Source organism: Chryseobacterium sp. C2(2020) (genome assembly GCF_014218915.1).
Classification (GTDB): domain Bacteria; phylum Bacteroidota; class Bacteroidia; order Flavobacteriales; family Weeksellaceae; genus Chryseobacterium; species Chryseobacterium mucoviscidosis.
On sequence record NZ_JACLCT010000023.1, the window covers coordinates 35,915 to 62,403 of the forward strand.

21 protein-coding genes are annotated in these 26,489 nt (G+C 35.0%); 5 read left to right on the forward strand and 16 right to left on the reverse strand.

Annotation, left to right across the window (positions count from 1 at the left end):
• Positions 1-67: 67 nt before the first annotated feature.
• A complete protein-coding gene (locus H6W52_RS13675; protein WP_116099171.1) occupies positions 68-3,553 on the reverse strand; it encodes a DUF2723 domain-containing protein in 3,486 nt (1,161 codons plus the stop codon).
• A gap of 222 nt (positions 3,554-3,775) precedes the next feature.
• Between H6W52_RS13675 and H6W52_RS13680 the strand changes: the two genes are divergently transcribed.
• From H6W52_RS13680 to H6W52_RS13690, 3 genes are all read left to right on the forward strand, one after another.
• A complete protein-coding gene (locus H6W52_RS13680; RefSeq protein ID WP_087710250.1) occupies positions 3,776-4,813 on the forward strand; it encodes a PLP-dependent cysteine synthase family protein in 1,038 nt (345 codons plus the stop codon).
• A gap of 71 nt (positions 4,814-4,884) precedes the next feature.
• Positions 4,885-6,159: an aminotransferase class I/II-fold pyridoxal phosphate-dependent enzyme gene (locus H6W52_RS13685; RefSeq protein ID WP_116099170.1), complete on the forward strand. Its 1,275-nt coding sequence runs from the start codon at positions 4,885-4,887 to the stop codon at positions 6,157-6,159.
• A gap of 116 nt (positions 6,160-6,275) precedes the next feature.
• Entirely contained in the window at positions 6,276-8,468 is a 2,193-nt protein-coding gene (locus tag H6W52_RS13690; RefSeq protein ID WP_116099169.1) for a B12-binding domain-containing radical SAM protein, read from the forward strand.
• A 160-nt stretch (positions 8,469-8,628) separates the two neighbouring features.
• On the opposite strand, the gene H6W52_RS13695 is transcribed toward H6W52_RS13690, so the two are convergent.
• The 3 genes from H6W52_RS13695 to atpD form a co-directional block, all read right to left on the reverse strand.
• Complete coding sequence (locus tag H6W52_RS13695; protein ID WP_116099168.1) at positions 8,629-9,450, reverse strand: hypothetical protein; 822 nt, start codon at positions 9,448-9,450, stop codon at positions 8,629-8,631.
• Between the two features lie 80 nt (positions 9,451-9,530).
• Positions 9,531-9,812 (reverse strand): FoF1 ATP synthase subunit delta/epsilon, encoded by a 282-nt coding sequence (locus H6W52_RS13700; RefSeq protein ID WP_076390168.1) that lies wholly within the window; start codon positions 9,810-9,812, stop codon positions 9,531-9,533.
• Positions 9,813-9,896: 84 nt separating this feature from the next.
• Positions 9,897-11,405, reverse strand: coding sequence for a F0F1 ATP synthase subunit beta (gene atpD, locus H6W52_RS13705; RefSeq protein ID WP_116099167.1), 1,509 nt, complete (start codon positions 11,403-11,405; stop codon positions 9,897-9,899).
• 205 nt (positions 11,406-11,610) lie between these two features.
• Between atpD and H6W52_RS13710 the strand changes: the two genes are divergently transcribed.
• Positions 11,611-12,531, forward strand: coding sequence for a bifunctional riboflavin kinase/FAD synthetase (locus H6W52_RS13710; protein ID WP_116099166.1), 921 nt, complete (start codon positions 11,611-11,613; stop codon positions 12,529-12,531).
• Positions 12,532-12,575: 44 nt separating this feature from the next.
• On the opposite strand, the gene H6W52_RS13715 is transcribed toward H6W52_RS13710, so the two are convergent.
• Together H6W52_RS13715 and H6W52_RS13720 are read right to left on the reverse strand one after the other, a co-directional pair.
• Complete coding sequence (locus tag H6W52_RS13715; protein ID WP_116099165.1) at positions 12,576-16,325, reverse strand: transglutaminase domain-containing protein; 3,750 nt, start codon at positions 16,323-16,325, stop codon at positions 12,576-12,578.
• Between the two features lie 15 nt (positions 16,326-16,340).
• A complete protein-coding gene (locus tag H6W52_RS13720) occupies positions 16,341-16,697 on the reverse strand; it encodes an MmcQ/YjbR family DNA-binding protein (protein ID WP_116099164.1) in 357 nt (118 codons plus the stop codon).
• A gap of 93 nt (positions 16,698-16,790) precedes the next feature.
• Between H6W52_RS13720 and H6W52_RS13725 the strand changes: the two genes are divergently transcribed.
• A complete protein-coding gene (locus H6W52_RS13725; RefSeq protein ID WP_116099163.1) occupies positions 16,791-17,447 on the forward strand; it encodes an NAD(P)H-binding protein in 657 nt (218 codons plus the stop codon).
• A gap of 4 nt (positions 17,448-17,451) precedes the next feature.
• Here the strand turns inward: H6W52_RS13725 and H6W52_RS13730 are convergent, their stop codons facing one another.
• From H6W52_RS13730 to H6W52_RS13775, 10 genes are all read right to left on the reverse strand, one after another.
• Positions 17,452-18,357 carry an ADP-ribosylglycohydrolase family protein gene (locus H6W52_RS13730; RefSeq protein ID WP_116099162.1) on the reverse strand — a complete coding sequence of 302 codons (906 nt, stop codon included), beginning with the start codon at positions 18,355-18,357 and terminating at the stop codon, positions 17,452-17,454.
• Between the two features lie 11 nt (positions 18,358-18,368).
• Positions 18,369-18,947: a glutathione peroxidase gene (locus H6W52_RS13735; protein WP_076390161.1), complete on the reverse strand. Its 579-nt coding sequence runs from the start codon at positions 18,945-18,947 to the stop codon at positions 18,369-18,371.
• A gap of 21 nt (positions 18,948-18,968) precedes the next feature.
• Positions 18,969-19,631: a histidine kinase gene (locus tag H6W52_RS13740; RefSeq protein ID WP_076390160.1), complete on the reverse strand. Its 663-nt coding sequence runs from the start codon at positions 19,629-19,631 to the stop codon at positions 18,969-18,971.
• Positions 19,632-19,721: 90 nt separating this feature from the next.
• A complete protein-coding gene (gene kdsB / locus H6W52_RS13745) occupies positions 19,722-20,444 on the reverse strand; it encodes a 3-deoxy-manno-octulosonate cytidylyltransferase (RefSeq protein WP_076390159.1) in 723 nt (240 codons plus the stop codon).
• A 16-nt stretch (positions 20,445-20,460) separates the two neighbouring features.
• Positions 20,461-21,012, reverse strand: coding sequence for a hypothetical protein (locus tag H6W52_RS13750; RefSeq protein WP_123892001.1), 552 nt, complete (start codon positions 21,010-21,012; stop codon positions 20,461-20,463).
• Between the two features lie 105 nt (positions 21,013-21,117).
• Positions 21,118-22,371: a pyridoxal phosphate-dependent aminotransferase gene (locus H6W52_RS13755; RefSeq protein WP_116099159.1), complete on the reverse strand. Its 1,254-nt coding sequence runs from the start codon at positions 22,369-22,371 to the stop codon at positions 21,118-21,120.
• A 20-nt stretch (positions 22,372-22,391) separates the two neighbouring features.
• Positions 22,392-23,300, reverse strand: a complete 909-nt coding sequence (locus H6W52_RS13760) for a hypothetical protein (protein WP_116099158.1) — start codon at positions 23,298-23,300, stop codon at positions 22,392-22,394.
• Between the two features lie 15 nt (positions 23,301-23,315).
• A complete protein-coding gene (locus tag H6W52_RS13765; RefSeq protein WP_116099157.1) occupies positions 23,316-25,031 on the reverse strand; it encodes a phospho-sugar mutase in 1,716 nt (571 codons plus the stop codon).
• A 134-nt stretch (positions 25,032-25,165) separates the two neighbouring features.
• Positions 25,166-25,777: a hypothetical protein gene (locus H6W52_RS13770; protein ID WP_123892000.1), complete on the reverse strand. Its 612-nt coding sequence runs from the start codon at positions 25,775-25,777 to the stop codon at positions 25,166-25,168.
• A gap of 8 nt (positions 25,778-25,785) precedes the next feature.
• On the reverse strand, positions 25,786-26,487 hold the full coding sequence (locus H6W52_RS13775; RefSeq protein ID WP_116099155.1) for a GIN domain-containing protein: 702 nt from the start codon (positions 26,485-26,487) through the stop codon (positions 25,786-25,788).
• Between the last annotated feature and the right edge of the window lie 2 nt (positions 26,488-26,489).

A 26,489-nucleotide genomic window follows, 5' to 3' on the forward strand; every position in this document is an offset into this window, starting at 1 on the left:
ATCTTAAAATTTCTGAATCCCAATATATAAAAAAAACGGAACCGAAGTTCCGTTTTAAGTTTTGTTATTATTGCGTTGCTTTAATAATCGAATTGGTGATCTGTGCCTCTTTTTCTTTGGTGTAAGTGGAATCAAAAGGTTCCATTACATCGAAAAGATACTGGTAAAAAGGAGTGATCTTCTGTACCTGCTCAGATTCCTTCATCGCTTTTTCTTTGCCCATTTCTTTAAGATTTTCTACAAAAGTGTTGAATTTCTTATCAATCGGCTCGATGGATTTTATCAGATAATCATACGCTTTATCTTTCTTTCCAATCTTCGAATAAGCATCTGTAACGGCTGAAATGACTAAAGAATATTCCATTGGTTTTGTTCTTATCTGTCTTTTCAGATAACTCTGATCAGATTTGCTCAGACTCATGTAATAATCGTATTCTTCAAATATTCCTTTTTTCAGAACTTCAGCAAGCTGCAATCCTTTTTTCTCCTGTCCTGCCACAATGTATCCGTAAACCATTGAGCTTAAGGAACGGGGATCGTTGTATTTTTCAGCAGGAATTTCTTTAGAAGCTAAATCCAATAGTTCCAGTGCTTTTCCTTTTTGCCCCATCGTTGCCAAAGCTGCTGCAGCTCTGCTTGCGGAAGATCTGTAGCTCATGATGTTGGAAGTGGCTGTTTCGTCAAAGTGCGTATTTAAATTCTTGAAGTTACCCCATCTGAAATTTTTAACCACATTGTAAAGAGAATTGGCATCTACTCTTCCCATATCTCCGCCTTGTGATGGTGGGGTATGAATTGGAACCAATCTGTAACTGAAACCGTCAAACTGAAGATACTCGTCTAAGAAGAAAATATTTTCGCTGTCGTAGATTCCTCCTGAAGAGAAGTTGATTGGTCTTTTCCAGTCGAAATGTGCCAAAACATCAAGTAGAATTAAATTGTTTTTATACAGCGTATTTCCTTTATATGTAATCATGATCTGATTAACTGTATCCGGAAGATCTGCTGCTTTAATGATTCCTGATTTTACTGCATTTTCTTTATTGACCGGTAAAATGAATTTGTTTACAGGTAAGATATTGTATTTCTCGAATTTTTCTTCCCCGAAATACATTTTAAGAAGTTCGTTTTTCGCAGGAGAAGTATATTTCAGGAAGCTGATTGCTTCTTTCATCGTCATAGAATCCTGAGTAAGATATTTTCTGAATTCCGCAAATTCCGTTGGAGGTGCTCCCTGTTCTTTTAACATTGAGAAAAGTCCCTGCCAGTCTTCCTTCTTCATCATATAGATCTGGTCGTTTACACCATCTCTGTAATCGTCATGCGTTAAAACTCCCGGAACCGGCGCCGCATTGTACGTTCTTCTTTTAATCTGATCGATATTCCAAGGTGTGGAAGCCAGTGTAAAGTTGACTACTTTTACATCGTCTCTAAAATTTTCAGTCTCCTGAATTGCCCAAACCGGATAGGTGTCGTTATCTCCGTACACGAAAACAATGTCGTTTTTAGGCAAAGATTTCAATACAGAATATCCGTAATCGTAAGAAGTATATCTGTCGTGTCTGTTATGTACATTATAATTCTGGAAGCCCATCATGAAAGGAACTCCAAGAAGAACTACTCCTGCAACAATGTTTGCTGCATTCGATTTTATTTTAGACTGCAAGAACCAAAGAATTGCTCCGGCTCCTAATCCGATCCAGATGGCAAAAACGTAGAACGAACCTACCATTGCATAATCTCTTTCTCTCGGTTCGAAAGGCTTTACTCCGGTATAGAAAACGATTCCCACACTCATCAATACAAAGATTGAAAGCATAGCATAGAATCTTCCGAAATCTCTGTTAAGCTGGAAAAAGAATCCGATTAATCCTAAAATTAAAGGTAGAAAGAAGAATTTTACGGTACTTTCATTTTTGAATTTTGCAGGCATTTTTTCCTGACTTCCCCATAAAGCATCATCAATAAAAGAAATTCCCGAGATCCAGTTTCCTCTTGTGCTTTCCATGTTACCTTCAAGATCATTCTGGCGACCTACGTAATTCCACATTAAATATCTTACAAAATAATATCCGTTCTGGAACGTGATGAAATAATCCATATTCTGAGCCAGAGAAGGCTTCTGAACATTGATTAAGTTATACGGTTTTACTTTTAAATAATCTGCAGCCGTGATCGATCCGTCTTCATATTTCTTTCTTAATTCGTCGAAAATCTGCTTTGCTTCAGGGCTGTCTGCAACATCTTCATTACTGTAATTAAAGGTGAAATCCGGCGCACCGTACATTGAAATGTAGTTAGCCATTACATCTTTGTCCTCATTAAACATTCTAGGCATAAAACCTACGTGTGCTTTATTGAAAACATAATTGAATCGGTCTCCTGTTTTTCTGTACGTTCCTGTTTTCTCGTCTTTTTCGTAGATTTCTCCCGTTTTCACAGTATTAAAACTTCCGTCTTCTTTTTTCTCAATTCCGTTTGCATCTAAGAAAGCGGTATAATTCTGACCATAAATTGTAGGCCAGTCTCCATATTGTTCTCTGTTATAATAATCCAGCATTCCGATGGCGTTGTCCGGATCATTAAGGTTCATTGGCGGATTTGCGTTTGCTCTGATAGGAATTACCATCCAGCATGAAAAACCGATCATCATGAAAACAATGGATAATGCAATTGTCTGATAAACATTTTTCTTCATCTTTCCTGCATAAGAGATCAGGAAGTAACAGATGACAACCATTAAAACAAAAGCAGCAATAGTTCCGGAATGGAAAGGAAGACCTAAACCGTTTACGAAGAAAATCTCAAGTTTCCCGAACATCGTCATGATCAATGGGAAAATCCCTTTAAAAACGATTGCTAAAATTACCAGCGTAATCACATTTGCCCAAAGAAAATTCTTCCAGGTAAAAGTGTAGTTTCTCGCGTAGTACACAAAACAGATCGCAGGAATTGCCAACATACACATCATGTGAACTCCTACTGAAAGTCCTAAAATGAAGAAAATTAAAATAATCCATCTCTCGCTGTCCTTCGCCTGATATTCATTCTCCCATTTGGTAATTAACCAGACCAAAAGTGCAATAAACATAGATGCCATCGAATAAACTTCCCCTTCTACCGCAGAGAACCAGAAGGTATCTGAAAAGGTGAAGCATAACGCTCCTACAACTCCTGCAAAAAGAATAGAAATTTCCTGATGTTTTGTAATGTCATCAAAATCTTTGTTTAAAAGTCTTCTTACGAAATGGGTAATTGTCCAGAACAAAAACAAGATCGTAAACGCACTAAACAATGCAGACATCGCGTTGATCACGATAGAATAATTTTCGCCCTTTCCTAAAGCAAAAATGGCTGCCACAGCACCCACAATCTGGAATAAAGCCGCTCCCGGAGCGTGCGTTACTTCAAGTTTTACCGCCGAGGAAATATACTCGCCACAATCCCAAAAACTGAAATTCGGTTCTATGGTGGACAAGTACGTGAAAAATGCAATGACGAAAACAACCCATCCGAGAACGGTGTTCCATTGCTTAAAAGTCCAATTTTTCATAGTATTAAATCAATTACGCGAAAATAAGGCTTTTATATGATTTTAGACGGTTTTTAACAAAATTTAAAGATTTTGGCTCGCTTTTTGAAAAGTTTCATCTTTAGATAGTAACAGAAAACAATTTTTTATCTATTTTAGAGGTTAGAAATCAAACAAAAGTTTAGAAATAAATTTATTTTTTTGTATTTTTGCCGTCAGATTTTTATTGAAAAATAACAAATAATGAGTAATGTTTACGATAATATACTTGGCCTAATAGGAAATACTCCTATGGTGAAGCTTAACACTGTGACGAAAGATATTCCTGCAACCGTTTATGCCAAGTTAGAATCATATAATCCTGGACATTCCACAAAAGATAGAATCGCACTTCATATTATAGAAAACGCTGAGAAAAAAGGTTTATTAAAAGAAGATTCCGTAGTGGTAGAAACTACTTCAGGAAATACAGGATTCTCTATTGCCATGGTTTGTATCATCAAGGGATATAAATGTATTCTTGCAGTAAGTGACAAAACAAAGCCTGAAAAAATAGCTTACTTAAAGGCTTTAGGAGCTACTGTTTATATCTGTCCCGCTAATGTTCCCGCAGATGATCCGAGATCTTATTATGAAGTAGCCAAAAGAATTGCTTCAGAAACTCCAAATTCCGTTTATATCAATCAATATTTCAACGAATTGAATATTGATGCGCATTATCAGACCACAGGTCCTGAAATCTGGGAACAGACTCAGGGAAAAGTAACTCACCTGTTTGCGTGTACAGGAACCGGAGGAACTCTGTCAGGTTCAGCAAAATTTTTAAAAGAGAAAAATCCGGATATTAAAATCATTGGTGTGGATGCAGACGGATCTATCCTGAAAAGCTACCACGAAACCGGAGAAATCCACAAAGAAGATGTTCATCCTTATCAGATTGAAGGAATGGGAAAAAATTTAATTCCTTCTGCCCTTCTTTTCGACAAAGTAGATGAATTTGTAAGAGTAAATGACGAAATGTCTGCTTACAGAACCCGTGAAATCGCTTTAAAAGAGGCAATTATGGGAGGATATACTACAGGAGCTGTTACACAGGCTTTAATGCAATATGCGCAATCTCATGAATTTTCTGAAAATGACCTGATTGTGTTGATTTATCCTGATCACGGTTCAAGATATATTACTAAAGTATACAGTGATAAATGGATGGCTGAACAGGGGTTTGTAAACAACTGTGTGCACAACTACGATGAAGTTTTTAAAACTGAATTCATTAAATAAGGACGAAAAATTTATACAAATCAAGCCTTTTTGTGATTACAAAAGGCTTTTTTACTTAAAATATTAATAAAATGTTGGATATTTTTGACAGAATAAAAGAAAATCCAGGACCTCTTGGACAATTTGCAGATTATGGTGAAGGGTATTTCATTTTCCCCAGATTAGAAGGACCTATCGGACCGAGAATGCAGTTTCAGGGAAGAGAAGTTATTTTCTGGAGTGCTAATGATTATTTAGGAATGTGTAATCATCCTGAAGTTCTGGAGGCTGATGCAAAAGCAGCTGCAGAATTCGGAATGTTTTATCCGATGGGTGCAAGAGCAATGTCGGGAGAAACTGAGCAGCATTTGCAATTGGAAAAAGAACTGGCTGATTTTGTTCAGAAAGAATCTGCATATTTATTAAATTTCGGTTATCAGGGAATGGTTTCTACCATTGATGCTTTGGTAGGAAGAAATGATGTAATCGTTTATGATGTTGATTCTCACGCTTGTATCGTAGACGGTGTAAGACTTCACGCAGGAAAAAGATTTACGTACAGACACAACGATATTGCAAGTCTTGAAAAAAATCTTGAAAGAGCAACGAAAGTAGCTGAAGAAACAGGAGGAGGAATTTTAGTAATTACCGAAGGGGTTTTCGGAATGAGAGGACAGCAAGGTAAATTAAAAGAAATCTGTGAATTAAAATCAAAATATAAATTCAGACTTTTAGTTGATGACGCTCACGGATTCGGAACTCTTGGAAAAACAGGAGCCGGAGCTGGTGAAGAACAGGGTTGTCAGGATCAGATTGATGTTTACTTCTCTACTTTTGCCAAATCAATGGCAGGTTTTGGAGCTTTCATCGCGGGTGATAAAGAAATTATCAGATACCTGAAATTCAATTTAAGATCTCAGATTTTTGCTAAATCTTTAACGATGCCAATGGTAATCGGAGGTTTAAAAAGACTGGAACTGTTGAGAACAAGACCGGAAATCAAAGCAAAACTTTGGGAAAATACTTACAAATTACAGAATGGTCTTAAAGAAAGAGGCTTTAACATTGGAGATACAAACACTTGCGTAACTCCCGTTATGATGCAGGGAACTCCGGTGGAAGCAACTCTTTTGGTGAAAGATCTAAGAGAAATCTACGGAATCTTTACTTCGGTAGTGGTATATCCTGTAATTCCGAAAGGAATGATCTTGTTAAGATTAATTCCTACAGCTTCTCACACCGATGCTGAAATTAATGAAACTCTTGCTGCGTTTGAAGCCATTCACGATAAACTGGTAAGTGGCTATTACAAAGAGCAGGAACAAAAACTGTTGGCAGAACAAGGTTTAAGTTTCAAAGAAATTTAATCTGAATATAAAATAAATTTAAGAACCACTGACATTCGATCAGTGGTTTTTGTTTTAAAACCTATCATAAATTTTCAAAATCTGAATATTTAAAATAACTTTGCAAAAATTTTTTCTTGAAAGATCTACTTCTCATTACTCCGCCTTTCACACAGCTCAACACGCCTTATCCTGCAACAGCTTATATTAAAGGTTTTCTGAATACCAAAAATATTTCCAGCTTTCAGACAGATTTGGGAATTGAGGTCATTTTGGAATTATTTTCGAAAGACGGACTTCAGAAGATTTTTAATCAGGAAATTGATCTTCATACCATTTCAGAAAATGCTCAAAGAATTTACGTTTTAAAAGAAGAATATATCAAAACGATCGATCAGGTTATTACTTTTTTACAGGGTAAAACCCCAACGTTGGCAAGACAAATCTGTTCGATGAACTTTCTTCCGGAAGCTTCCCGATTCAATCAGCTTGATGATATGGAATTTGCTTTCGGAAATATGGGACTTCAGGACAAAGCCAAACATTTGGCTACTTTGTATTTAGAAGATCTTTCGGATTATATTGTTGAAAATATTGATCCTGATTTTGGATTCAGCCGTTATGCGGAAAGATTAGGAAAAAGTGCCAATTCTTTTGATGAACTTTATTCTAAAATTTGCGGCGAAGCTACTTTTATAGATGATTTTACTTTAAAGATTCTTCAGGAAAAATTAGAGCTTGTTCAGCCAAAACTGATTTGTTTTTCCATTCCTTTTCCCGGAAATTTATATTCTGCTTTTCGTTGCGCGAAATATATCAAAAAAAATTATCCGCACATTAAAACTGCAATGGGCGGCGGATTTCCGAATACTGAATTAAGAGAATTAAAAGATAAAAGAGTTTTTGAGTTTTTTGATTTTATTACTTTGGATGATGGAGAGCTTCCAATTGAATTGCTTTATCAAAATATAATTTCGAAGGTGACTGAGCCTGTCGAAGTCAAAAGAACTTTTTTACTTGAAAACGGAGAAGTTACTTATAAAAATAATTCCACAAGACACGATTATAAGCAAGCCGATATCGGAACTCCCGATTATACAGATTTACAATTAGATAAATACATTTCGGTAATTGAAATTGCCAATCCGATGCACAGTTTGTGGAGTGACGGAAGATGGAATAAGCTCACAATGGCACATGGATGTTATTGGGGTAAATGTACTTTTTGCGATATTTCTTTAGATTATATTAAAATTTACGAACCGATTTCAGCTAAAATTCTGGTTGACAGAATGGAAGAGTTGATCCTTACAACTGGAGAAACAGGATTTCATTTTGTAGATGAAGCAGCTCCTCCTGCATTGATGCGTGAAGTTGCTTTAGAAATCTTACGAAGAAATTTGGTCGTAACGTGGTGGACGAATATTCGTTTTGAAAAAAGTTTCACCAAAGATCTGTGTTTTCTTTTGAAACTTTCAGGTTGTGTAGCGGTTTCAGGTGGATTGGAAGTTGCAAGTGACCGTCTGCTGAAATTGATTGATAAAGGAATTTCTGTGGAACAAGTTGCTAAAGTAACAAGAAATTTTACAGAAGCCGGAATCATGATCCATGCTTATTTAATGTATGGCTACCCTACCCAGACTATTCAGGAAACCGTGGATTCTCTGGAAATGGTTCGTCAGCTTTTTGAGATGGGAATATTACAAAGTGGATTCTGGCATCAGTTTGCTATGACGGCGCATTCACCTGTCGGAATTAATCCTGAAGAATTTGGCGTTACTCCGATTAAGCAGGAAATTCTATTTGCGAACAACGATGTTGATTTTACAGACAAAACTGGAATCGATCATGGAAAGTTCAGCTTTGGTTTAAAAAAATCTCTGTTCAATTATATGCACGGAATCAATTTCGAACTTCCTCTTCAGGAATGGTTTGATTTTAAAATTCCGAGAACGACCGTTCATCCGGATTATATTCATGACTGTCTTCTGGAAGATGATGATTTTGTTTTTAAAGGAAATTCTAAAGTTCTATTTTTAGCCAAAAATGTAATCGCTGAGAATCGCGTAAAAAATAAAAAGAAACATATTTATACGTACACGAAAATTACAGCGCACTTAAAAACCAATGTTGTGAGTATAGATTTAGAGCAGGAATACGCAGAATGGCTCATGAAAATGTTTAGTGATTATCCAATTGAAAATTTAAAAAAGCCAACTTTGCAACAATTGAAAACTCAATTCGAAGAAAATTTTGAAGATTTTGAATTATTCTGGTTTTCTAAACCGATGCAGCAATTGAAAGAGAATGGAGTGATTTTGAGTTTGTAGATTAAAAAAATCTCAGGCTTAAATTATTTACAAGTTCTAACCAGAAAAATGAAATAGGAAAAGCTTCAAAAAAAATATGAAGCTTTTTTATATTTTGGCTAAAGCCAATTGAATTTATATCAGTGTTAAACGGGATAAAGCCCGTTCCTATTGATGATTTTTACTTTTGAACACCGTCCTTTGTGACTTCACCCACAATTACTTTTTCCTGAATTTTTATAAAATTCGGATCCATAATTGCCATTCTTTCGGCAATAGCTTTGTAGGTTGGGAATTTTAAAAGAGATGCTCTTCCGGACATTTCGCGGTACAGAGTAAAGGTTTTTCCTCCCGCAGATTTAATCTGTTTGGTTGTCGTAATGTATTTCCCGATGTATTTGCTGTTGGCATCATAAATTTCAATATCAACAAATGTTTTATCCGTAACTGTGTCATCGGAACCAAAACTTGCCGGTAAATTGGTAAAATAACCCACTGGTTTTCCGTTACTTAAAATTTCACCAACATTATTGACCGTAATATTTAATTTATCAATTTTAGTTCGGATGGTATAAGCATCTTTTGTTTTGGTATCAAGCTTCCTTTTAGGAGAATTTTTAAAAAGCTCATCTAAGTTTTTGATATTGATTCCTCTTTCATCAATGATCTTCAGACTTTTAACACAGGTGTAAGCTGCCGATTTTTCTTCCCCTGAAAATGCAGATGGCGAAATATAGTCCAGATCGAGCGTTTTGTCCTGATTATAAATTCTTTTTAGCTTGATGTAACTGTCGCGTACAGAATCAACCACACTTTTATCTACAAATTCTATTGTATAAATTGGAGTTTCTTTAAGATCCATAAAAGTATATATTCCACTTTTATAGGACAGTTTTGCGACATGAATTCCTTCAAGATCCACAATTCCTCTTTTAATTTTAACCGTCTGAGCATTGAAAAGCAACCCGAAAACTGAAAATAAAATAATTAAAAATCCCTTCATAAAACCAAATTCATACAAAAATAAAAAAAGTGTAACGAATTGTTACACTTTCTTGAAAATATATTTAGCTTTTCATTTAATTATTCACAAAGGATAATTCCTTTATTATGATTAAATTCTACAACACCGCTTTTGATAGGGTAAGAAAAAACTGAATCTTTCTCATTTTCTTTCGTAAAGTATTTTGAATAAGCTTCATCGATAGATTTAGCGTATAATTTTACTTTACCACCGATTAAAGAAGAAACAATTCCTGCGTGGTTTTGCATGATGTGGAATTCACCATTTTTTCCAGGCAGTAATACTGAGTCTACTTCTCCTTCAAAAACTACGTATTCTGGTGTTAAAATTTTTATATTCATTTTTATGAAATTATAGATTATAGATTTTAAATTATAAATTATTGAAATTCAATCTAAAATCTAAAATTTAACATTTAAAATTTCTTAAGCGTTATCAGCTAACATTTTTTGTCCTGCTTCGATTGCTTCTTCAATGGTTCCTTTAAGGTTGAAAGCAGCTTCCGGCAAGTGATCCAATTCACCATCGATGATCATGTTGAATCCTTTAATGGTATCTTTGATGTCTACCAAAGATCCAGGAATACCTGTAAACTGTTCTGCTACGTGGAAAGGCTGAGAAAGGAATCTCTGAACTTTTCTTGCACGGTAAACAACTGATTTGTCTTCTTCAGAAAGTTCTTCCATACCAAGGATCGCGATAATATCCTGAAGCGCTTTGTATCTCTGAAGGATTTCTTTTACTCTCTGTGCACAGTTATAATGTTCTTCCCCGATAATCTCAGGAGCCAGGATTCTTGAAGTAGAAGCCAATGGATCTACCGCAGGATAAATACCCAATGAAGCAATTTTTCTGTCTAGTACCGTTGTGGCATCCAAGTGAGCAAACGTAGTTGCAGGAGCCGGGTCAGTTAAGTCATCCGCAGGTACGTAAACCGCCTGTACTGAAGTAATTGAACCATTTTTAGTAGAAGTAATTCTTTCCTGCATCGCTCCCATCTCAGAAGCTAGTGTCGGTTGGTAACCTACCGCAGATGGCATACGACCTAAAAGTGCAGATACCTCAGAACCAGCCTGTGTAAAACGGAAGATATTGTCTACGAAGAAAAGTACGTCTCTACCCTGTCCGCTTTCTCCACCATCTCTATAATACTCAGCTAATGTAAGACCGGAAAGTGCTACTCTCGCTCTTGCACCAGGTGGCTCGTTCATCTGTCCGAAAACGAATGCTGCTTTAGAATCTTTCATTGCTTCTAAATCTACTTTAGAAAGATCCCAACCTCCGTTTTCCATAGAGTGCATGAAATCGTCACCATACTTGATGATTCCAGATTCCAACATCTCTCTCAAAAGGTCATTTCCTTCTCTCGTTCTTTCACCTACTCCGGCAAAAACTGAAAGACCTCCGTGTCCTTTTGCAATATTGTTAATCAACTCCTGAATCAATACGGTTTTACCTACACCTGCACCACCGAACAAACCAATTTTACCTCCTTTTGCGTAAGGCTCGATAAGGTCGATTACTTTGATACCTGTAAATAAAACTTCTGCAGAAGTTGAAAGCTGATCAAATTTTGGAGCTGGTCTGTGAATTGGCAGACCACCTTCGTTAGATATATTTTGAAGTCCGTCGATAGCATCACCAACAACGTTGAATAGTCTTCCGTTTACTGCCTCACCGATTGGCATCATAATAGGATTTCCGTATCCGATTACGTCCTGCCCTCTTTTAAGACCGTCAGTAGCGTCCATTGCGATACATCTTACTGTATCTTCGCCAATATGCTGTTCTACCTCTAAAACTACTTTTTCACCGTTTTCTTTTGTAATTTCTAACGCATCATAGATCGCTGGAACTGCTTCCACATCACTGAAGACAACGTCGATTACCGGACCAATAATTTGAGAAATTTTACCTTTAATTTGGTTTGCCATTGCTAAATTTTTTCTTGGTGCAAATATAATGATTCTTCATAAACCTGCAATTGGTAAAAAACAGATTTTTATCATATCTTTTTATAAGTCTAAAAAACTGTTCGTTTAGCAATATAACAATAATTACAGATTAAAATATTGCCCAGCCGTTATATTGATACATTGTTACATTATTTCCTATATTTGCAGTCAAAATTTTTCCGGTTTGAAAGTTTTCAAAAATTTTAAAGATTATACCTCTCAGAAGCCATTAGCGCTATCTTTAGGAATGTTCGACGGGGTTCATCTTGGGCATAAAAGTATTATAGATGAATTAATTAAAGTGGGTTCCCAGAACGATCTGGAAACCGCTGTCCTTACTTTCTGGCCGCATCCGAGATTTGTTTTTAATCCAGATGAAAATCTTAAACTTCTGAATACGTTGGAAGAAAAAAAATTTCTGATGGAAAAATACAATATTGAGAATTTATTTCTAAAAGAATTTGATGAAGAATTCAGAAATTTAACCGGAGAAGAATTTGTCCGCCAGATTTTAATTGAAAAACTGAATGTAAAATATCTGATCATCGGTTACGATCATTCATTCGGAAAAAATAAAAGCGGAAATTTTGAACTGCTTCAGAAACTTTCCAGAGAACTGAATTTTGAAGTTGAACAGATGGAAGCCATTAATATTCACGAGAATAACATCAGTTCTACGAAAATCCGCAATGCACTTTCTTCAGGAAATATTAAAGAAGCCAATGAAATGTTGGGATACTCCTACTCTGTTTCCGGAACAGTTGTTCACGGGAAGAAGATCGGAAGAACAATAGGTTATCCCACCGCCAATATCGAAACGGAATCCATTAAACTTTTGCCTAAAAAAGGAGCTTATATTGTTGAAGTTTTTGTGAAAAATCAGCAGTATAAAGGAATGTTAAGCGTTGGAACCAATCCGACCGTAAATGGCGAAAAACTTACTGTGGAAGTTTATATCCTTGATTTTGATGGTGATATTTATGATGAAAAAATTACCGTAAAATTCAGAGATTTTCTTCATGATGAAATTAAATTCGAAGGGCTTGAAAAACTGATTGAAAGATTAGACGATGATAAAAGATTAACGGAAGAATTTCTGTTTTAAAATAAAAAAATGCTTACAGATTTTGTAAGCATTTTCTCTATTTATTATTTATAACCCAGAATCTGGTTATCTGCATTAATTGCTTCTTCCACAAACTTTTTGAATTCAGGATATTGCGATGCTTTAATATTATCCCAAGGTGTATCTGCCGTTCTTATAATTTTCAGTTTATTATTTTTCTGCAATTCGTAGGTAATTGAATATTTAAAATTATTGTAAGCCAGCGTTTTATTTTCAGGAATTTCAATAAACTTCATGCTTTCAGGAATATTCAGATATATTTCTTCATGATATTTGTTTTCCTTTTCGTATTTTGTATACTGAATATCGGTCGTCCTTTTTTCCGTTGCCACTATTTCTTTTGTAAAAGGTTTGGAAGCAAATGGAATCTTCATAATCTTCAGACTTCCAACAGACTGCGGTTTGTCTTTAATATTGAACTGAACTTCATACGCAAGAGGTTTTGGTGTAAGATCTTTTCCTTCAATAAGTTTTACATTTTTAACGCTGATTACTTTATCCAATGTTGAACCAAATATTTCTTCCATATTTTTTTTACGGGACTCATCAGTCTGCGAATCCTGAAAGAAATCGTTGTAATAACTTTTGGCTTCTCCCATCACAAATTGTTTGGTAATGAAACTCTGGTCATCTCCATTTACGCTTACTTCACTTATTGTTCTGAATAATGCTTTAGAATTATTATCAACCGGAATTTCAATGAGATCCGCAGATCCCGTCGTTTTATCTGTATTTATGACAAGTCCTTTTGCTTTATAATTTCCTTTCACTGTAGAATTGAACGGCAGAAACTTATCCGTCATTTCAAGGAACGTTTCTTTACCGTCTAAATTTACCTTAACAATACAGTGATTGAAACTTAAATTGGGAAGAATAAGACGCTGCACAGAATTATCATTGGTCTGAACCAAAACCAGATTAGATTTCAAACCTGCCTGATTTCCAAGAATAACAAACAATGTCGAAAGGTCTTTACAGTCTCCCAGTTTTGTAGCTAACGTTTTGGATGGTTTTTGCGGAATATAACCGCTTTGCCTAAAATCTACAGAGCTGTATGTTACATTTTTTTCGATGTAATTATAAATTTTCTCGGCCTTTTCCGTTTCCGTAAGACCGGAAGTTCCATCCGGAAAAATTTCTTTAAAAGCTTTTTCAACAACTTTATCAGAAACCAGACTCTTTTTGGTAAGATCCGCATACCAATTGGCAATTTCCTGCCATGTTTTAATTGAATTTATTGTTACAGAGATTGTTGCATCGTAATAACTTGGCCCGTAATATTCATCAAAATTAACTTCCTCCAGATTATCCAGCTTCCATGTCTGGTATAATTTTCCTGCTATCTTTTTCTTCGTTGAAGCAACTTCTCTGTTGTTACTTTTTACCTGATAATTTATATTTTCCGGAGTAATTACCGTAAAAATAGATTCTGTAACAGGATATTCTGAATTAAAATAGGAACTTAGATTAAAATCTTTATAAAACCTTCCGCTGTTTCTTTCCAGACTTTCTTTCTGGATTAAAATAACATCTCCTACTGCAAGATTTGTAAAAACAATCTGTTCCGATGATTTTTCACCCGGAATAATGCTTCCGTCGGGCTTTACGATTTCAGATTTCAATACATCATCATAATAATTGATTCCGTATTCTTTCAGTTCTTCAATTCCGCTTTCGGAAGTAATTTCATAAGCATAGGTGCTTCTTTTTTTGAAACCGCCTTCAGGATAAACATTTACGATGTATTCGTCCAAAAGCGTTGTTACTCCTTTTTTACCTTTTGCCGATTTTGCTCTTCTGTCTTTTACCAATTTGTAAAGATCCTTGATGCTTACCTGATCGATCTCGTCCTGTGTCTGGTCAAGATCCCTCACAAGTTTATGCATCTGCTCATTTTCCGTATTATGGCTCAGAGAAAGTTTTGCAAGCTGTATGGCTTCGCTTTTTTTGTTAAGCTTTGCAAGATATTCAGCTTTTGCAGCCAGTAAAGTGTAAGAATAAGGGAAGTTTGCCAAAGCATCTTCAAGTTCAGTTCCATATTCAGGATTCTGAAAATTATCATCCAAAAGATCAATATACTGTATTCTGAAAGAATTCATGGAAGGATATAACTCAATATACTTTTTCAGAATTTTCTTTTGATCTTCCACTCTATTCGCATTCTGATACATGCTGAAAAGTGTATTCATCACATCGGGACTGTTTTTTTGGGCTAAAATTTCCTCAAATTTTTTAATGGTTGTACTCTGGTCTTTTTTGTCGATATCCTCCAGAGTTGTGAAAATGGTAAAAAACTTTTCGTTATTGGCAAAGCTTTTTTTAAGATTTGCAATATGGGCTTTTGCTTTATCCATATCACGGTTTCTCATGGCAATAACGACATCGAAGAATTCGCCGATTGACTTGGCTTTTGTTTTATTTAAAATATCCCTGCTTTTTTCAAGCTCCTGAATAGACATATTCTGAAACTTTTCTCCATCCATCATTTTCAGAAGCGGAACAAGAAAATACTCGGAGTCATTAATTTCAATGTTTTTAAAAACCTCATTCACCTTTTCCTTATCTTCAATATTCAAATAATAGGCAGTTAAAAGTCCCTGAATTAAAGAAGCTTTAGGATATGTTTTTAACAGATCATCAATAATTTCTTTTGCCTGATCATTCTGATGGTTATTAAGGTAACCCGTTGCCAATAAATATTTATAAAAAAAGCTCTTAGGATTCTGTACTACTTTTTCTTTCAGCTCTTTTTCAAATCTCAACGGCAGTTCTTTTGCCTGCAACTGTGAGGCCGTACTTTTCTGGTACTCTTTATAAGTATTAAAATACTTCAGATCAGTTATTTTCTGAAAATTTTCATTAAAAGGAACTACCATAAAAGCATTTTTAGTTTCTTTCATGTCAAACTTCAGCAAAATCCTGTTCGTTCCTTTCGGGAGTGTAACTTCTACCAGATGTGATCCCAGATTAGAATAACCTTCGCTTGTGCTTGACAAAACTTCGGCATCATTTATAAATAGTCTGAATTCTGCATTGGTATCAACTTCAAAAAGAATCTTTCTTTCTGAAGGATTTTCTATAAAGCTCTGCGCATAAACAATTCCTCTTCCGTACTCAGTTTCATTGGTAAAAAATTCGAAACCGTCATTTGTGGGGAATTTTCTGTTGTACCAACCTACGTTTCCAAAGCTGTTAGCATTGAAAAGCTTATCGTTTTTGGCATACGTTTCAGGTTCATACTCATTGTAAAGACCGCTTCCGTTTAGATTTTCAAATACGCCTGCAAACTGCCATTTATCAATTCTTCCGATTTTGGTAAGGTATTCATCTGCGCTTTTAGGATTTTTTCTCAGTCTGTCGAGTGTTGATTTATATTCAATTACAGAATTATTCTGTCCATAGATCGGATCCTGAGCAAGAAAATCTATTTTTTTATATGAATTGTCATCAAGCCCGTTTGTATCCGTATCCCCTATCACAAAACTTTTTTTGTAGATCGGGTAAAGATAAAATTCATCTACTTTAAGATTTGCCAGATTTTTAACGAAAGTATCGTCAAAAATCATCTCGCCCATTTCTTCATTTATTAAAGCATCAAGAAAAAGATTTTCAAAGTCTTTATTTTTCTCTGCCTTTAAATTTTTATCGTAAAAGTTTCTTGCTTCTTCTCTCTTATTATTAAGTAAAAGTTCCCAGGTTTTAGTTTGCTCCTTAGACTGTGCAAATGCACTCACTGATAAGAAGTAGAAAGCGGAAATTAATATTTTCCTCATGTTTTCGATTTAGTTTTATAATGGATTAGTAATTGTGTTTTGAGTTTTTTTCGTCAAAGATTTAAAGACCAGTTCATACGACTGATCGATCATTTTCAGAATTAAATCTTTTCTTAAACCGTCTACAACCACAGAATTCCAATGAGTTTTGTTCATGTGATAAGCACCTGTAATTTGCGGATGTTGTTCGCGAAGTTCTGCGCTCCATTCCGGATCGGTTTTTACATTGATTCCGAGAGGCTGTCTTTCAAGACCCATCAATAAAAATACTTTTGTTCCTACTTTTAGTACAAGTGTTTCATTATCAAAAGGAAAACTTTCGGTTACTCCTTTTTTCGATAAACAATATTCCAGAATTTCGTTGGCGTCCATTTAATTGGTTTAAAAATTGCGAGTTCAATATTATTAAAATTTTGTAAATTTAGTAGGGAAATTCTTCAATTATTAATTAAAATCAAATTCTTTATGAAAGCTTTAGTTATCGGCGCAACAGGTGCTACAGGAAAAGACCTTGTGAATCAGCTACTTCAGGATAAAGATTTTGAAGAAGTAAATGTTTTTGTGAGAAAACCTCTTGAAATTGAAAATGATAAACTTAAGGTGCATATCGTTAATTTTGAAAAACCTGAAGAGTGGAAAAGTGAAGTAAAAGGTGATGTTGCATTTTCGTGTCTCGGAACAACTTTAAAAGCCGCCGGAAGCAAGGAAGCACAAAGAAAAGTGGATTTTGATTATCAGTACGAATTTGCAAAAGCTGCAAAAGAAAATAATGTAGACGATTATATTCTGGTTTCTGCTTACGGAGCGAATCCCCAATCTAAAATTTTCTATTCTAAAATGAAGGGAGAATTGGAAGATGCTGTAAAACAGTTACATTTCAACAAGATTACTATTTTCAAACCCGGAATGCTTGAAAGGAAAGATTCCGACAGAGCTGGTGAAGTTTTGGGAAGCCGTATTATTAAATTTGCCAATAAATTAGGACTGTTGGAAAGTCAGAAACCTTTACCGACAGATGTTCTGGCAAAAGCAATGATTAATTCATCCAAGATTAAAAGCAATGGATATTCCAGTATAAAGCTGGGAAATATTTTTTGTTTCGCGGAGAAGAGCAATGATTAAAATTTTAACCTATTTTATGTTTTGTTGTCTCAATAATTTCTTTGATCCAATTATAATCCTGTAAATTTTTCAGTTTTAAAATTAATTCTTCAGGAATATTTTTGGTTCCGATTAATGTTCCTGCAATCTGTCCGGCAATTGAAGCGTTGGTATCTGTATCTCCTCCTGAATCAATAATTTCCTGAAACATTTTTTCCAATCCTAAATCCAGAATTTTAGTGGCGCAAAAAATTGCAAACGGAACAGAATTGACTACATATCCATTATTGCCCAATTTGGATATTTCTGAAATTGAGCATTGATTTCCTTTGGAATTGATTTCAATTAATCTGTCTTTTACGTTCGTGTCAGGAATTTCAGGAATAATGATGTCAAAAAGATTATTTTTTCCATTCCATTCGGAATTCAGAATTGTTTTTATGGAAAGAAAGACAGCCAAAGCTCCGGCAAAAGCTTCATCATTTCTATGCGTTACCTTACAGGCTTCGTAAATATCTGATCTCGTTATATCCTGAAAAAAAGCGAAAGGAGCAATCCTCATTGCTCCTCCGTTTCCTGCGGCATATTCTCCGATTCTTCCAGCCTGACTCCAGTGAATTCCGGCTTCGGTGTCTAAAATTGCCTTAAGTGTAGAAGCTCCAATTCCTGTTAATTTGTTGCTTCTGTAATATTGTGTAAACTTATTGATAAGATTTTCAGGATTAAATTTACCTTCAGTTAAAACTTCACAAGTTGCTAAAGTCATCTGAGTATCATCTGTAATACTCCAAATTCTTCGCCTGATATTCCTTTTTCCTAAATAGTAAATCTGCGAATCATCGGTTTTAACTTCATTTTCATAACTGCTTCCCCATGCATCGCCAATGGCTCCGCTCATGATACAGGCTTCAAACCGATCCAGAAAATCCATTCAACAATTAGTTATTTCAAATATTTGGTAATCGCTTCGTCCGTTGGTTTTGTTGTACTTACGAAAGAATCGATTAGTTTTCCGTTTTCATCTACCAAAAATTTAGTAAAATTCCAAAGGATGGTTGTATTTTTTACTCCATTTAGATCTTTTTCCGTTAAATATTGGAAGATTGGAGCTGTGTCGCTTCCTTTTACTGAAACTTTGGCAGCCATTGGAAATGTTACTCCGTAATTTTTCTGGCAGAAAGCTCCGATTTCTTTATTGCTTCCCGGTTCCTGACCTCCGAAATTGTTGGCAGGAAATCCTACCACGACCAATTTGTCTTTATATTCTTCAGCAACTTTTTCAAGATCAGCATATTGAGGAGTGAATCCACATTCTGAAGCAGTATTTACAATTAGGATTTTCTTTCCTTTAAAATCTGCAAAATTAATCTGCTTTCCTTCTTCCAAGGCATCAACCTTGAAATCGTATATTGATTTTCCCATAAGTTCTTTGGTTTTGGCTTTAGATTCTTCACTTTTTTTCTGAGCACAGCTATTGAAAAATGCAACAACTGATAAGAACATTAAAAATAACTTTTTCATAACTCAATTTTATTATCTGATTTAAAATTTAAATGTATTGGCAGGAAATACCTTATTAATATCAATCCTGTTGATGAGCATTACGTAATCTCCGTCTTTTTTTGCACTGGAAGATTCTATCCTGAAAGGCATGGATAAATTTCCGACTTTTTTATAATCTGAATACGATAAAGTTTCATCTTTTTTTACTTCTTTCAGCAACATATAGTTTTTTGTGTCGAAATAATAGATGTTTTTGTTAACGTTTTTCGTTAATTCCACTTTATGACAGTAAATATTTCCTACAACTTCTTTGCCTAAATATTTCGCTTCAAATCCTTTATTTTCCCAGTCTATAAAATCATTGTCGAAACTTTCCGCTACATATCCTGCGTATTCCTGAACTTTGTTGGTCGCATAATTCATTGCATATCCTTTTGATCCGTCGTAGCCTTCAATGGCTGTATCTTTTCCGCTAATGGTAATGACGGTTTTGGTAAGATTCGGACGCTGCTGATAAATTTTGATAGGATATTCATCCTTAATTCCCAGAATAACTCTTCCCTGCAGCAATACTGAATTTAATAGTTTCCAATTGGTTAATCCTCCGGACAATTCAATGTTTTTATCAATAATTTCTTTGGCGGTCTGCGCAAAAAAGGACTGTGAAATAATCAGGACGAACACTAAAAGTAACTTCTTCATTAATTTTATTTTATCAATTCAAATATAAGGCTTTTTTAATTTGAAAAATTGAAAATGAAACAATTTGAAAATGTGAATTACATCACGTTTTTAAATTAATCTTCTTGCTTTTTCAAGATCTTCCGGCGTATCTATTCCTACGCCAACGAAATTGGTTTCTATCATCTTGATTTTCATGCCATATTCGAGATAGCGGATGCATTCTATCTTTTCTGAAATCTCCAGAGGTTTCATTTCCAGTTTTGAGAACTGGATCAAAGCGTGCTTTCTGAAGGCATAGACCCCAATATGTTTAAAATAATCAACATTATACGAAATTTCACGATGGAACGGAATCACAGAACGGCTGAAATACAATGCGAAACCATTGTTGTCGGTAATTACTTTCACGTTATTCGGATTTTCAATCTCTTCTTTTTCAGTGAGTTTTATTTTCAATGAAGCCAAAGAAATCTCCTGATTGTCATCCTGATGAAAAACTTCAATTAATTGTTGTAAAGGTTCTAATTTTAAAAAAGGTTCATCTCCCTGAACATTGATCACGATATCACAGTCGATATTCTGCACCGCTTCGGCAATACGGTCGCTTCCGGTTTCATGTTGACCGGTCATTACGGCTTTTCCACCATTCTGAATGATTTCATCAAAAATAATTTCAGAATCTGTGGCAACAAAGACTTCATCAAATAAACCTGTTTCTACAACATTCTGATAAGTGGTTGTAATAACGGTTTTATCTCCAAGCAACTGCATCAGTTTCGCCGGAAAACGGCTGGCTTCGTAACGTGCGGGAATAACTGCGATAATTTTCATTGATATTGTGATAAATTTAGTTTAAGTAATTAGCTAAAAAAATAATTCCGTAGATCCATGAAATGTAAAGAAACGAATAAAAAAATCCGAAACCGAAACTTTTCAGAAGATTTCCTCTGCAATGTTTTGAATTTTTAAATACCAACCGCAAAGCACGGAAAAAAATCCAGTATAGCATGGCTGCAAACAGTAAAATAACAACCCAGAAAAAGACCCCCAGAATATACAGGAGAAAAGTAAAAAGTATGGTAATAATCAACCATAAAATAATTGAAAGAATAATTTCTCCTATTCCATCGCCTACATCAGGCGGATCGAATTCAAAACCATCTAGTAATGGCATTTTATCTGCTGCCGTTTTCACTCTTTTTTTATTCAGAATATTTCCTACATTTTCTTTAAGCTTCAAGCCAAAATACAAACCTAAACTGATAAAAAGAAAAAAGGCAACGGCTAAAATTGAAGTTGATAAAATAGAGTTCTGAAATAATGATCTGTGAGAACCTATTCCGGAAATCCAGACACTTAAAACCACTAAAATAACAATTCCTAATGTGGAATAGCTCAAAAATTGAGTTTCGAGAAAGTATCTTTTAGGTAATCTCATTAAGGCTATAAGTCAAAAAAAGCTTCGCAAAGTATATTCACGAAGCTATTTATTAAATACAATATTTTATTTTAAAGCATTCAAAGCATTTTCCAGTTTTGGCATCATCACTTCAATTTCATCGATTGCCAAACCTCCTACAGAAGCTCTGAACCAAGGTTCTGATTTTTCTTCTCCGAAAGCAGAGAACGGAACCAAAGCAACACCTGCTTCATTGATTAAATAGAATACGAGATCAGAAGAGTTTTCAATCACCGTTCCGTCCGGTTTTGTTTTTCCTATATAATCTAATTTAATGGTAAGATAAAGCGCTCCCATTGGCTCGATGCTGTCAACAGAAAGTCCTTTTCCTTTCAAATCCTGAATTCCGCCGTGAAGAACTTTCAGGCTGGCTTCCAGTTTACCTTTAAAATCTTCAACAAACTCATTTACGTCCTCAGGATTTTCGTAATATTTTGCTGTTGCTTCCTGTTCCGGTTTTGGTGCCCAAGCTCCAACGTGCGTTAAAAGAGCTTTCATTTTGTCCATGATATGAACCGGACCAAATCCCCATCCTACACGAACTCCTGTTGCGGCAAGACATTTTGAAATACCGTCGATATACACCGTAAATTCTTTCATTTCAGGGAAAAGAGAAACCGGATCTACGTGTTCTGCCCCAAAAGTAAGGTTAGAATAAATCTGGTCGTACATTAAGTATAAAGGCTTTTCGTCTTCACCTCTTTTTTTGTTTTCCGCTAAAACCAGTTCGCAGATCTCAGCAAGCTGATCTTTTGTAAACATGGTTCCGGTAGGATTCAACGGTGAACAAAGTGCCAATAAAACTGCTCCTTCCAGATGTGGTCTAAGATCATCCGCAGTCGGAAGGAAATTATTTTCAGGAGTGGTCTTTACTTCTACGGCATTGGCAGAAGTAAGGTAAGCATAATGATTATTGTTCCAGGACGGAATCGGATACACTACTTTATCTCCTTCGTCCACGATTGTTTTGTATACTGCATAGATCAAAGGTCTTGAACCTGCCGTAATCAAAATATCGTTGGGAGAATAATCTAAATTCCATCTGGTTTTTAAATCTTTGGAAACTTCTTTTCTTAAAGATAAAAGTCCGTTTGCAGGCGGATAATTTGTCAGATTATTCTGATAAGCTTTCTGAATTTCTTCCTTCAATTTTGCCGGAATCGGATAAATATTAGAATTTAAATCACCAATCGTAAGATTGGCAATCTCCGCTCCTTTTGCCTTTAAATCGTTTACTTCATTACCAATTTTTACAATTTCAGAACCAATCAGGTTCGCCGCTAATTTTGAAACTTTCACTTTATTTTATTTAAATTTATTTAATATATTCTTCTAATATTTATTTTTCTTACAACTTCTTCTTCAGGAACTTTTGCATCCAGAAGGCTGATTAATTCTTTTGCCTTTTTAGCTACAGCAGAATTCGGATATTTCTTTATGATCCTATTGAATTCTTTCCTGTTTTCGTCATATATCGTTCCATCCAAAAACTCGTAAGTTGGTGTATTCTCCATACCGAATAAATAATCATACAAATAATTATTGTATATTTCTTTTACTCTGGAAATCAATGAACTTTTAGGATATTTTTTTATAAAATTTTCCCAGAAAACAGTTCTTTCTCCTAACTCTTTCCATGAAATCACCAATCCTGCATCCGCCGAATAAAGACCTTCGCTTTCTTTCGCTAATTGCCCGATATACGTATTATAATCCGGAGTTACTTTGTCTTTAAATACAGAAAAATAATGATCCGGAACCGAATGTATTTCGGTATATCCTTCTCCTACTTCTGTAAATTCAAGATCAGCTTTCTTCAGTTCGGCAATCAGTTTCTTTATATTTTCAGGAAACTTGTAACTGTTACTTTCGGAATCATAATAATTCACATATTCTTCAAGGATCTTACTCAGACTTTCGCTTAAACAAGCTGTATATTTTTCACGAATCCTGATATAATCTTCGTATAATTTATCATTCTGTTCAGGTGAATTCTGAGTAATTTCTTTTTCCGTTTTCTGCTGATACCAATGAAACGCTGCAATATAATCTTCCGTATTATTTCTGGAAGAACAGGCAGTATCAACAGGCTTAAACAAATCCTCTTTTGTTTCTGCTTTTGAAACGGTGTCTTTTTTAATCTTTCCTACAGAAGTTTTTGGGGCTTCTTTTTTGCAGGAAAAAATAAAAATCAACAGAATAAAAGCCGCTAAACTTCTTTTTATCATGAAGATCGAATGAAATTAATCTAATTTCAAATCTTTTCTTACTTCTTCTATTTTAGCCTCTAAAGACTTCAATTTGTCTCTGAAATCTGCTTCAGAAGTAATGGAATCTTTTACAGAAATATAGAATTTAATCTTCGGTTCCGTTCCTGAAGGTCTTACGCAGACTTTGGTTCCGTCCTGAGTGTAATAAATCAATACATTAGATTTCGGAATATCGTTCATCACTTGTTTCTCACCTTTTGAAACGATAAAATTAGTCTGTTCTTTAAAGTCTTTCACCTCTTCAACCAATGAACCAGCCAATTCTTTTGGAGGATTTTCACGGAAGTTTTTCATCATATTCTGAATTTCTTCTGCTCCGTCTCTTCCTTTTCTTACCAAGTTTACCAATCCTTCATAATACATTCCCAATTCCTGATAAATTTCGATCATATATTGGTACATCGTTCTTCCGTTGGCTTTACACCACGCTGCAATTTCGCAGGCTAAAATAATACTTCCGCAAGAATCTTTATCACGTACGAAATCTCCCGTCATAAATCCGAAACTTTCTTCGCCCCCGCAAACGAATTTTTCTTTGCCTTCGAAATCACGGATCATTTTTCCGATCCATTTAAATCCGGTTAGTCCAACTTTACAGTCAACACCGAATTTCTGTGCAATATCAAAGAAAATATCTGAAGTTACGATCGTAGAACCAATGAATTCTTTTCCGGTGATTCTGTCCTGCTTTCTCCATTCGTTTAAAATATAATACGTAAGGATCGTATTGGTCTGATTTCCATTTAACAATTCAATTTCACCGTCAAGATTTCTTACTGCAATTCCCAGTCTGTCGCCATCCGGATCTGTTCCGATCACAATATCTGCATTGGTAATTTTTGCCAGATCCATTGCCATTTCCAAAGCGGCCGGTTCTTCAGGATTCGGAGAGTCCACCGTAGGGAAATTTCCGCTTGGGATCATTTGCTCTTTCACAAGATCAATTTTTTTGAAACCTGCTTTTTCCAATGCCTTCGGAACGGTTGTGTAAGTTGTTCCGTGAATGGACGTGAAAACGATGTTCAAATTTTCTTTTCCAACATTCTGATAGGTAGAATTTTCGATACATGCATCAATATACACATCATCCTGCTCTTCCCCGATCCATTCGATTAAATCATCGTTTCCGTTGAATTTAATTTCTTCGAATTTTACAGAATAGACTTCATTGATGATCGCTTCATCATGCGGCGGAACAATCTGTGCACCGTCGTTCCAGTATACTTTATAACCGTTGTATTCCGGCGGGTTGTGGGAAGCCGTTAAAACAATTCCTCCATGACATTTTTTATTTCTCACGGTAAATGACAATTCAGGAGTCGGTCTGTGATCTTTGAAAAGCAATACTTTAATTCCGTTCGCCGTTAAAACATCAGCCACCAGTTTTCCGAATTCTTTCGAGTTATTTCTTACGTCATAAGCAATTGCCACTTTAATTTCTTCTTCCTGAAACTGCTTTAACATATAATTTGCAAGTCCCTGTGTTGCCTGACCTAAAGTATATTTATTTAAACGGTTGGTTCCAACGCCCATAATTCCTCTCATTCCTCCTGTTCCGAATTCCAGTTCTCTGTAAAAAGAGTCTTCCAGATCAGGCGAATTGCTGTCGATTAATTCCTGAACAGCGTTTCTTGTTTCCTCATCAAATGTTTCGCCCAACCAAAGTTTTGCTTTTTCTAATGTTGTCATATTTGTATTTTCTAATTTTTATAAAGTTCCTGTTTTAATTTATTTGTTTTATCGTTTCAGCATTTGTCATTTCGACGAAGGAGAAATCTGTTTATAAAAGATTCTTCATTTCATGCAAAATGACAAGCACTTATTTATAGATTACTTGTCTCAATTTTTAAATTTGGCAGTCTTTCTTTCAAAGCCTTTAATTTCAACCGCAAGTCATTTAATTCAAAAACAAAATCTCCAAAAATCTCTTTGCTGATCTCAAAGCTTATTGTTGTAAAATCCTCAGAATTATCCGCTTTAATAATTTCCTTCGATACTGTTTTTCCTTTTTCAAAAATAAAATGACCTTTTTGTCTGTTGAAAATTGTCTTGAGTTCACATTTTTCAGAGACAGCATTAATTATTGCCATTCCAACCCGACAAAATTCATCACCTACTTCCAAATGTTTTTTTTCATTGCTGCATGCGCCGATTTTGGTCATAATGCATTCTGCTATAGTTAAATCGTGAGATTTTTCCAAAGACATTCCTGCATTATATTCAATTTTTAATGAGTTTCCTACAGCATTAATTATAATTTCACTACAATTTTCATCAAAATATTCATCAATAGCATGGCAAAGAGATCCAAATACCAGAGTATTTAAATTGTTTTCTTTAAAACAATTTTCAAAATACATTTTAGGACGAAGTCTTACATGCTCCATTCCTTCTAAACTTTGAATACTATTCGCTGTGTATTTTTTTTCTTCCAACTTACTTCTCAATCCAATTTCTTATTCTCCACTCTTGTACTTTTATCAATTTTAAAAGCCCTAATCGGATCATTATAATACACAAATTTAGCCGTATTCTGAATATGCCCTTTCAATGAATCTTTTACATTCACTTCGGCGTAATTTCCGTTTTTAGAATCGATATTCAGGTTTTCAATTTTCCAGTAAGGAGCGATTAAACTTGCTGTATCAGATACTTTAATGACAGCATCTTTGGTTTGCCCCAGAAAATTGGCTCTGCTTCGGTTCATCATTTCAACTTCTGCTCTTCTCGTATTTACCGAACCCATAAATGTAGCATAATTTTTTAAATTAAGCTTAAAATTATCGGTTTTAATTTCGCTCGAAATATTCATTTCTACAGAATCCGAAGCGGTTACTTTTTCCAGATTGTATTTGGAATAAATCGTTACATTGTAGAAATCAACTCCTTCTGTTCCTCGTTTTTCTTTGATGGTTAAGGTTTTATCTTTTACATCCACCTCAAGATTATCGGCGACATTAGGATAGGTTTCGATTTCTATAAAATTTTTGCTTCCTCTTGCGTAAAAAACACGGAATTTCCCTTCCAGATCAAGGTTTACAAATTCTGAAACATCTACGTCCTTCCTTTCAATATTTCCTTTCGGAGAAACTTTTCCGCAGGAAACCGCAGAAGCTATTATGATGATTAAAAGTATTTTTTTCATTT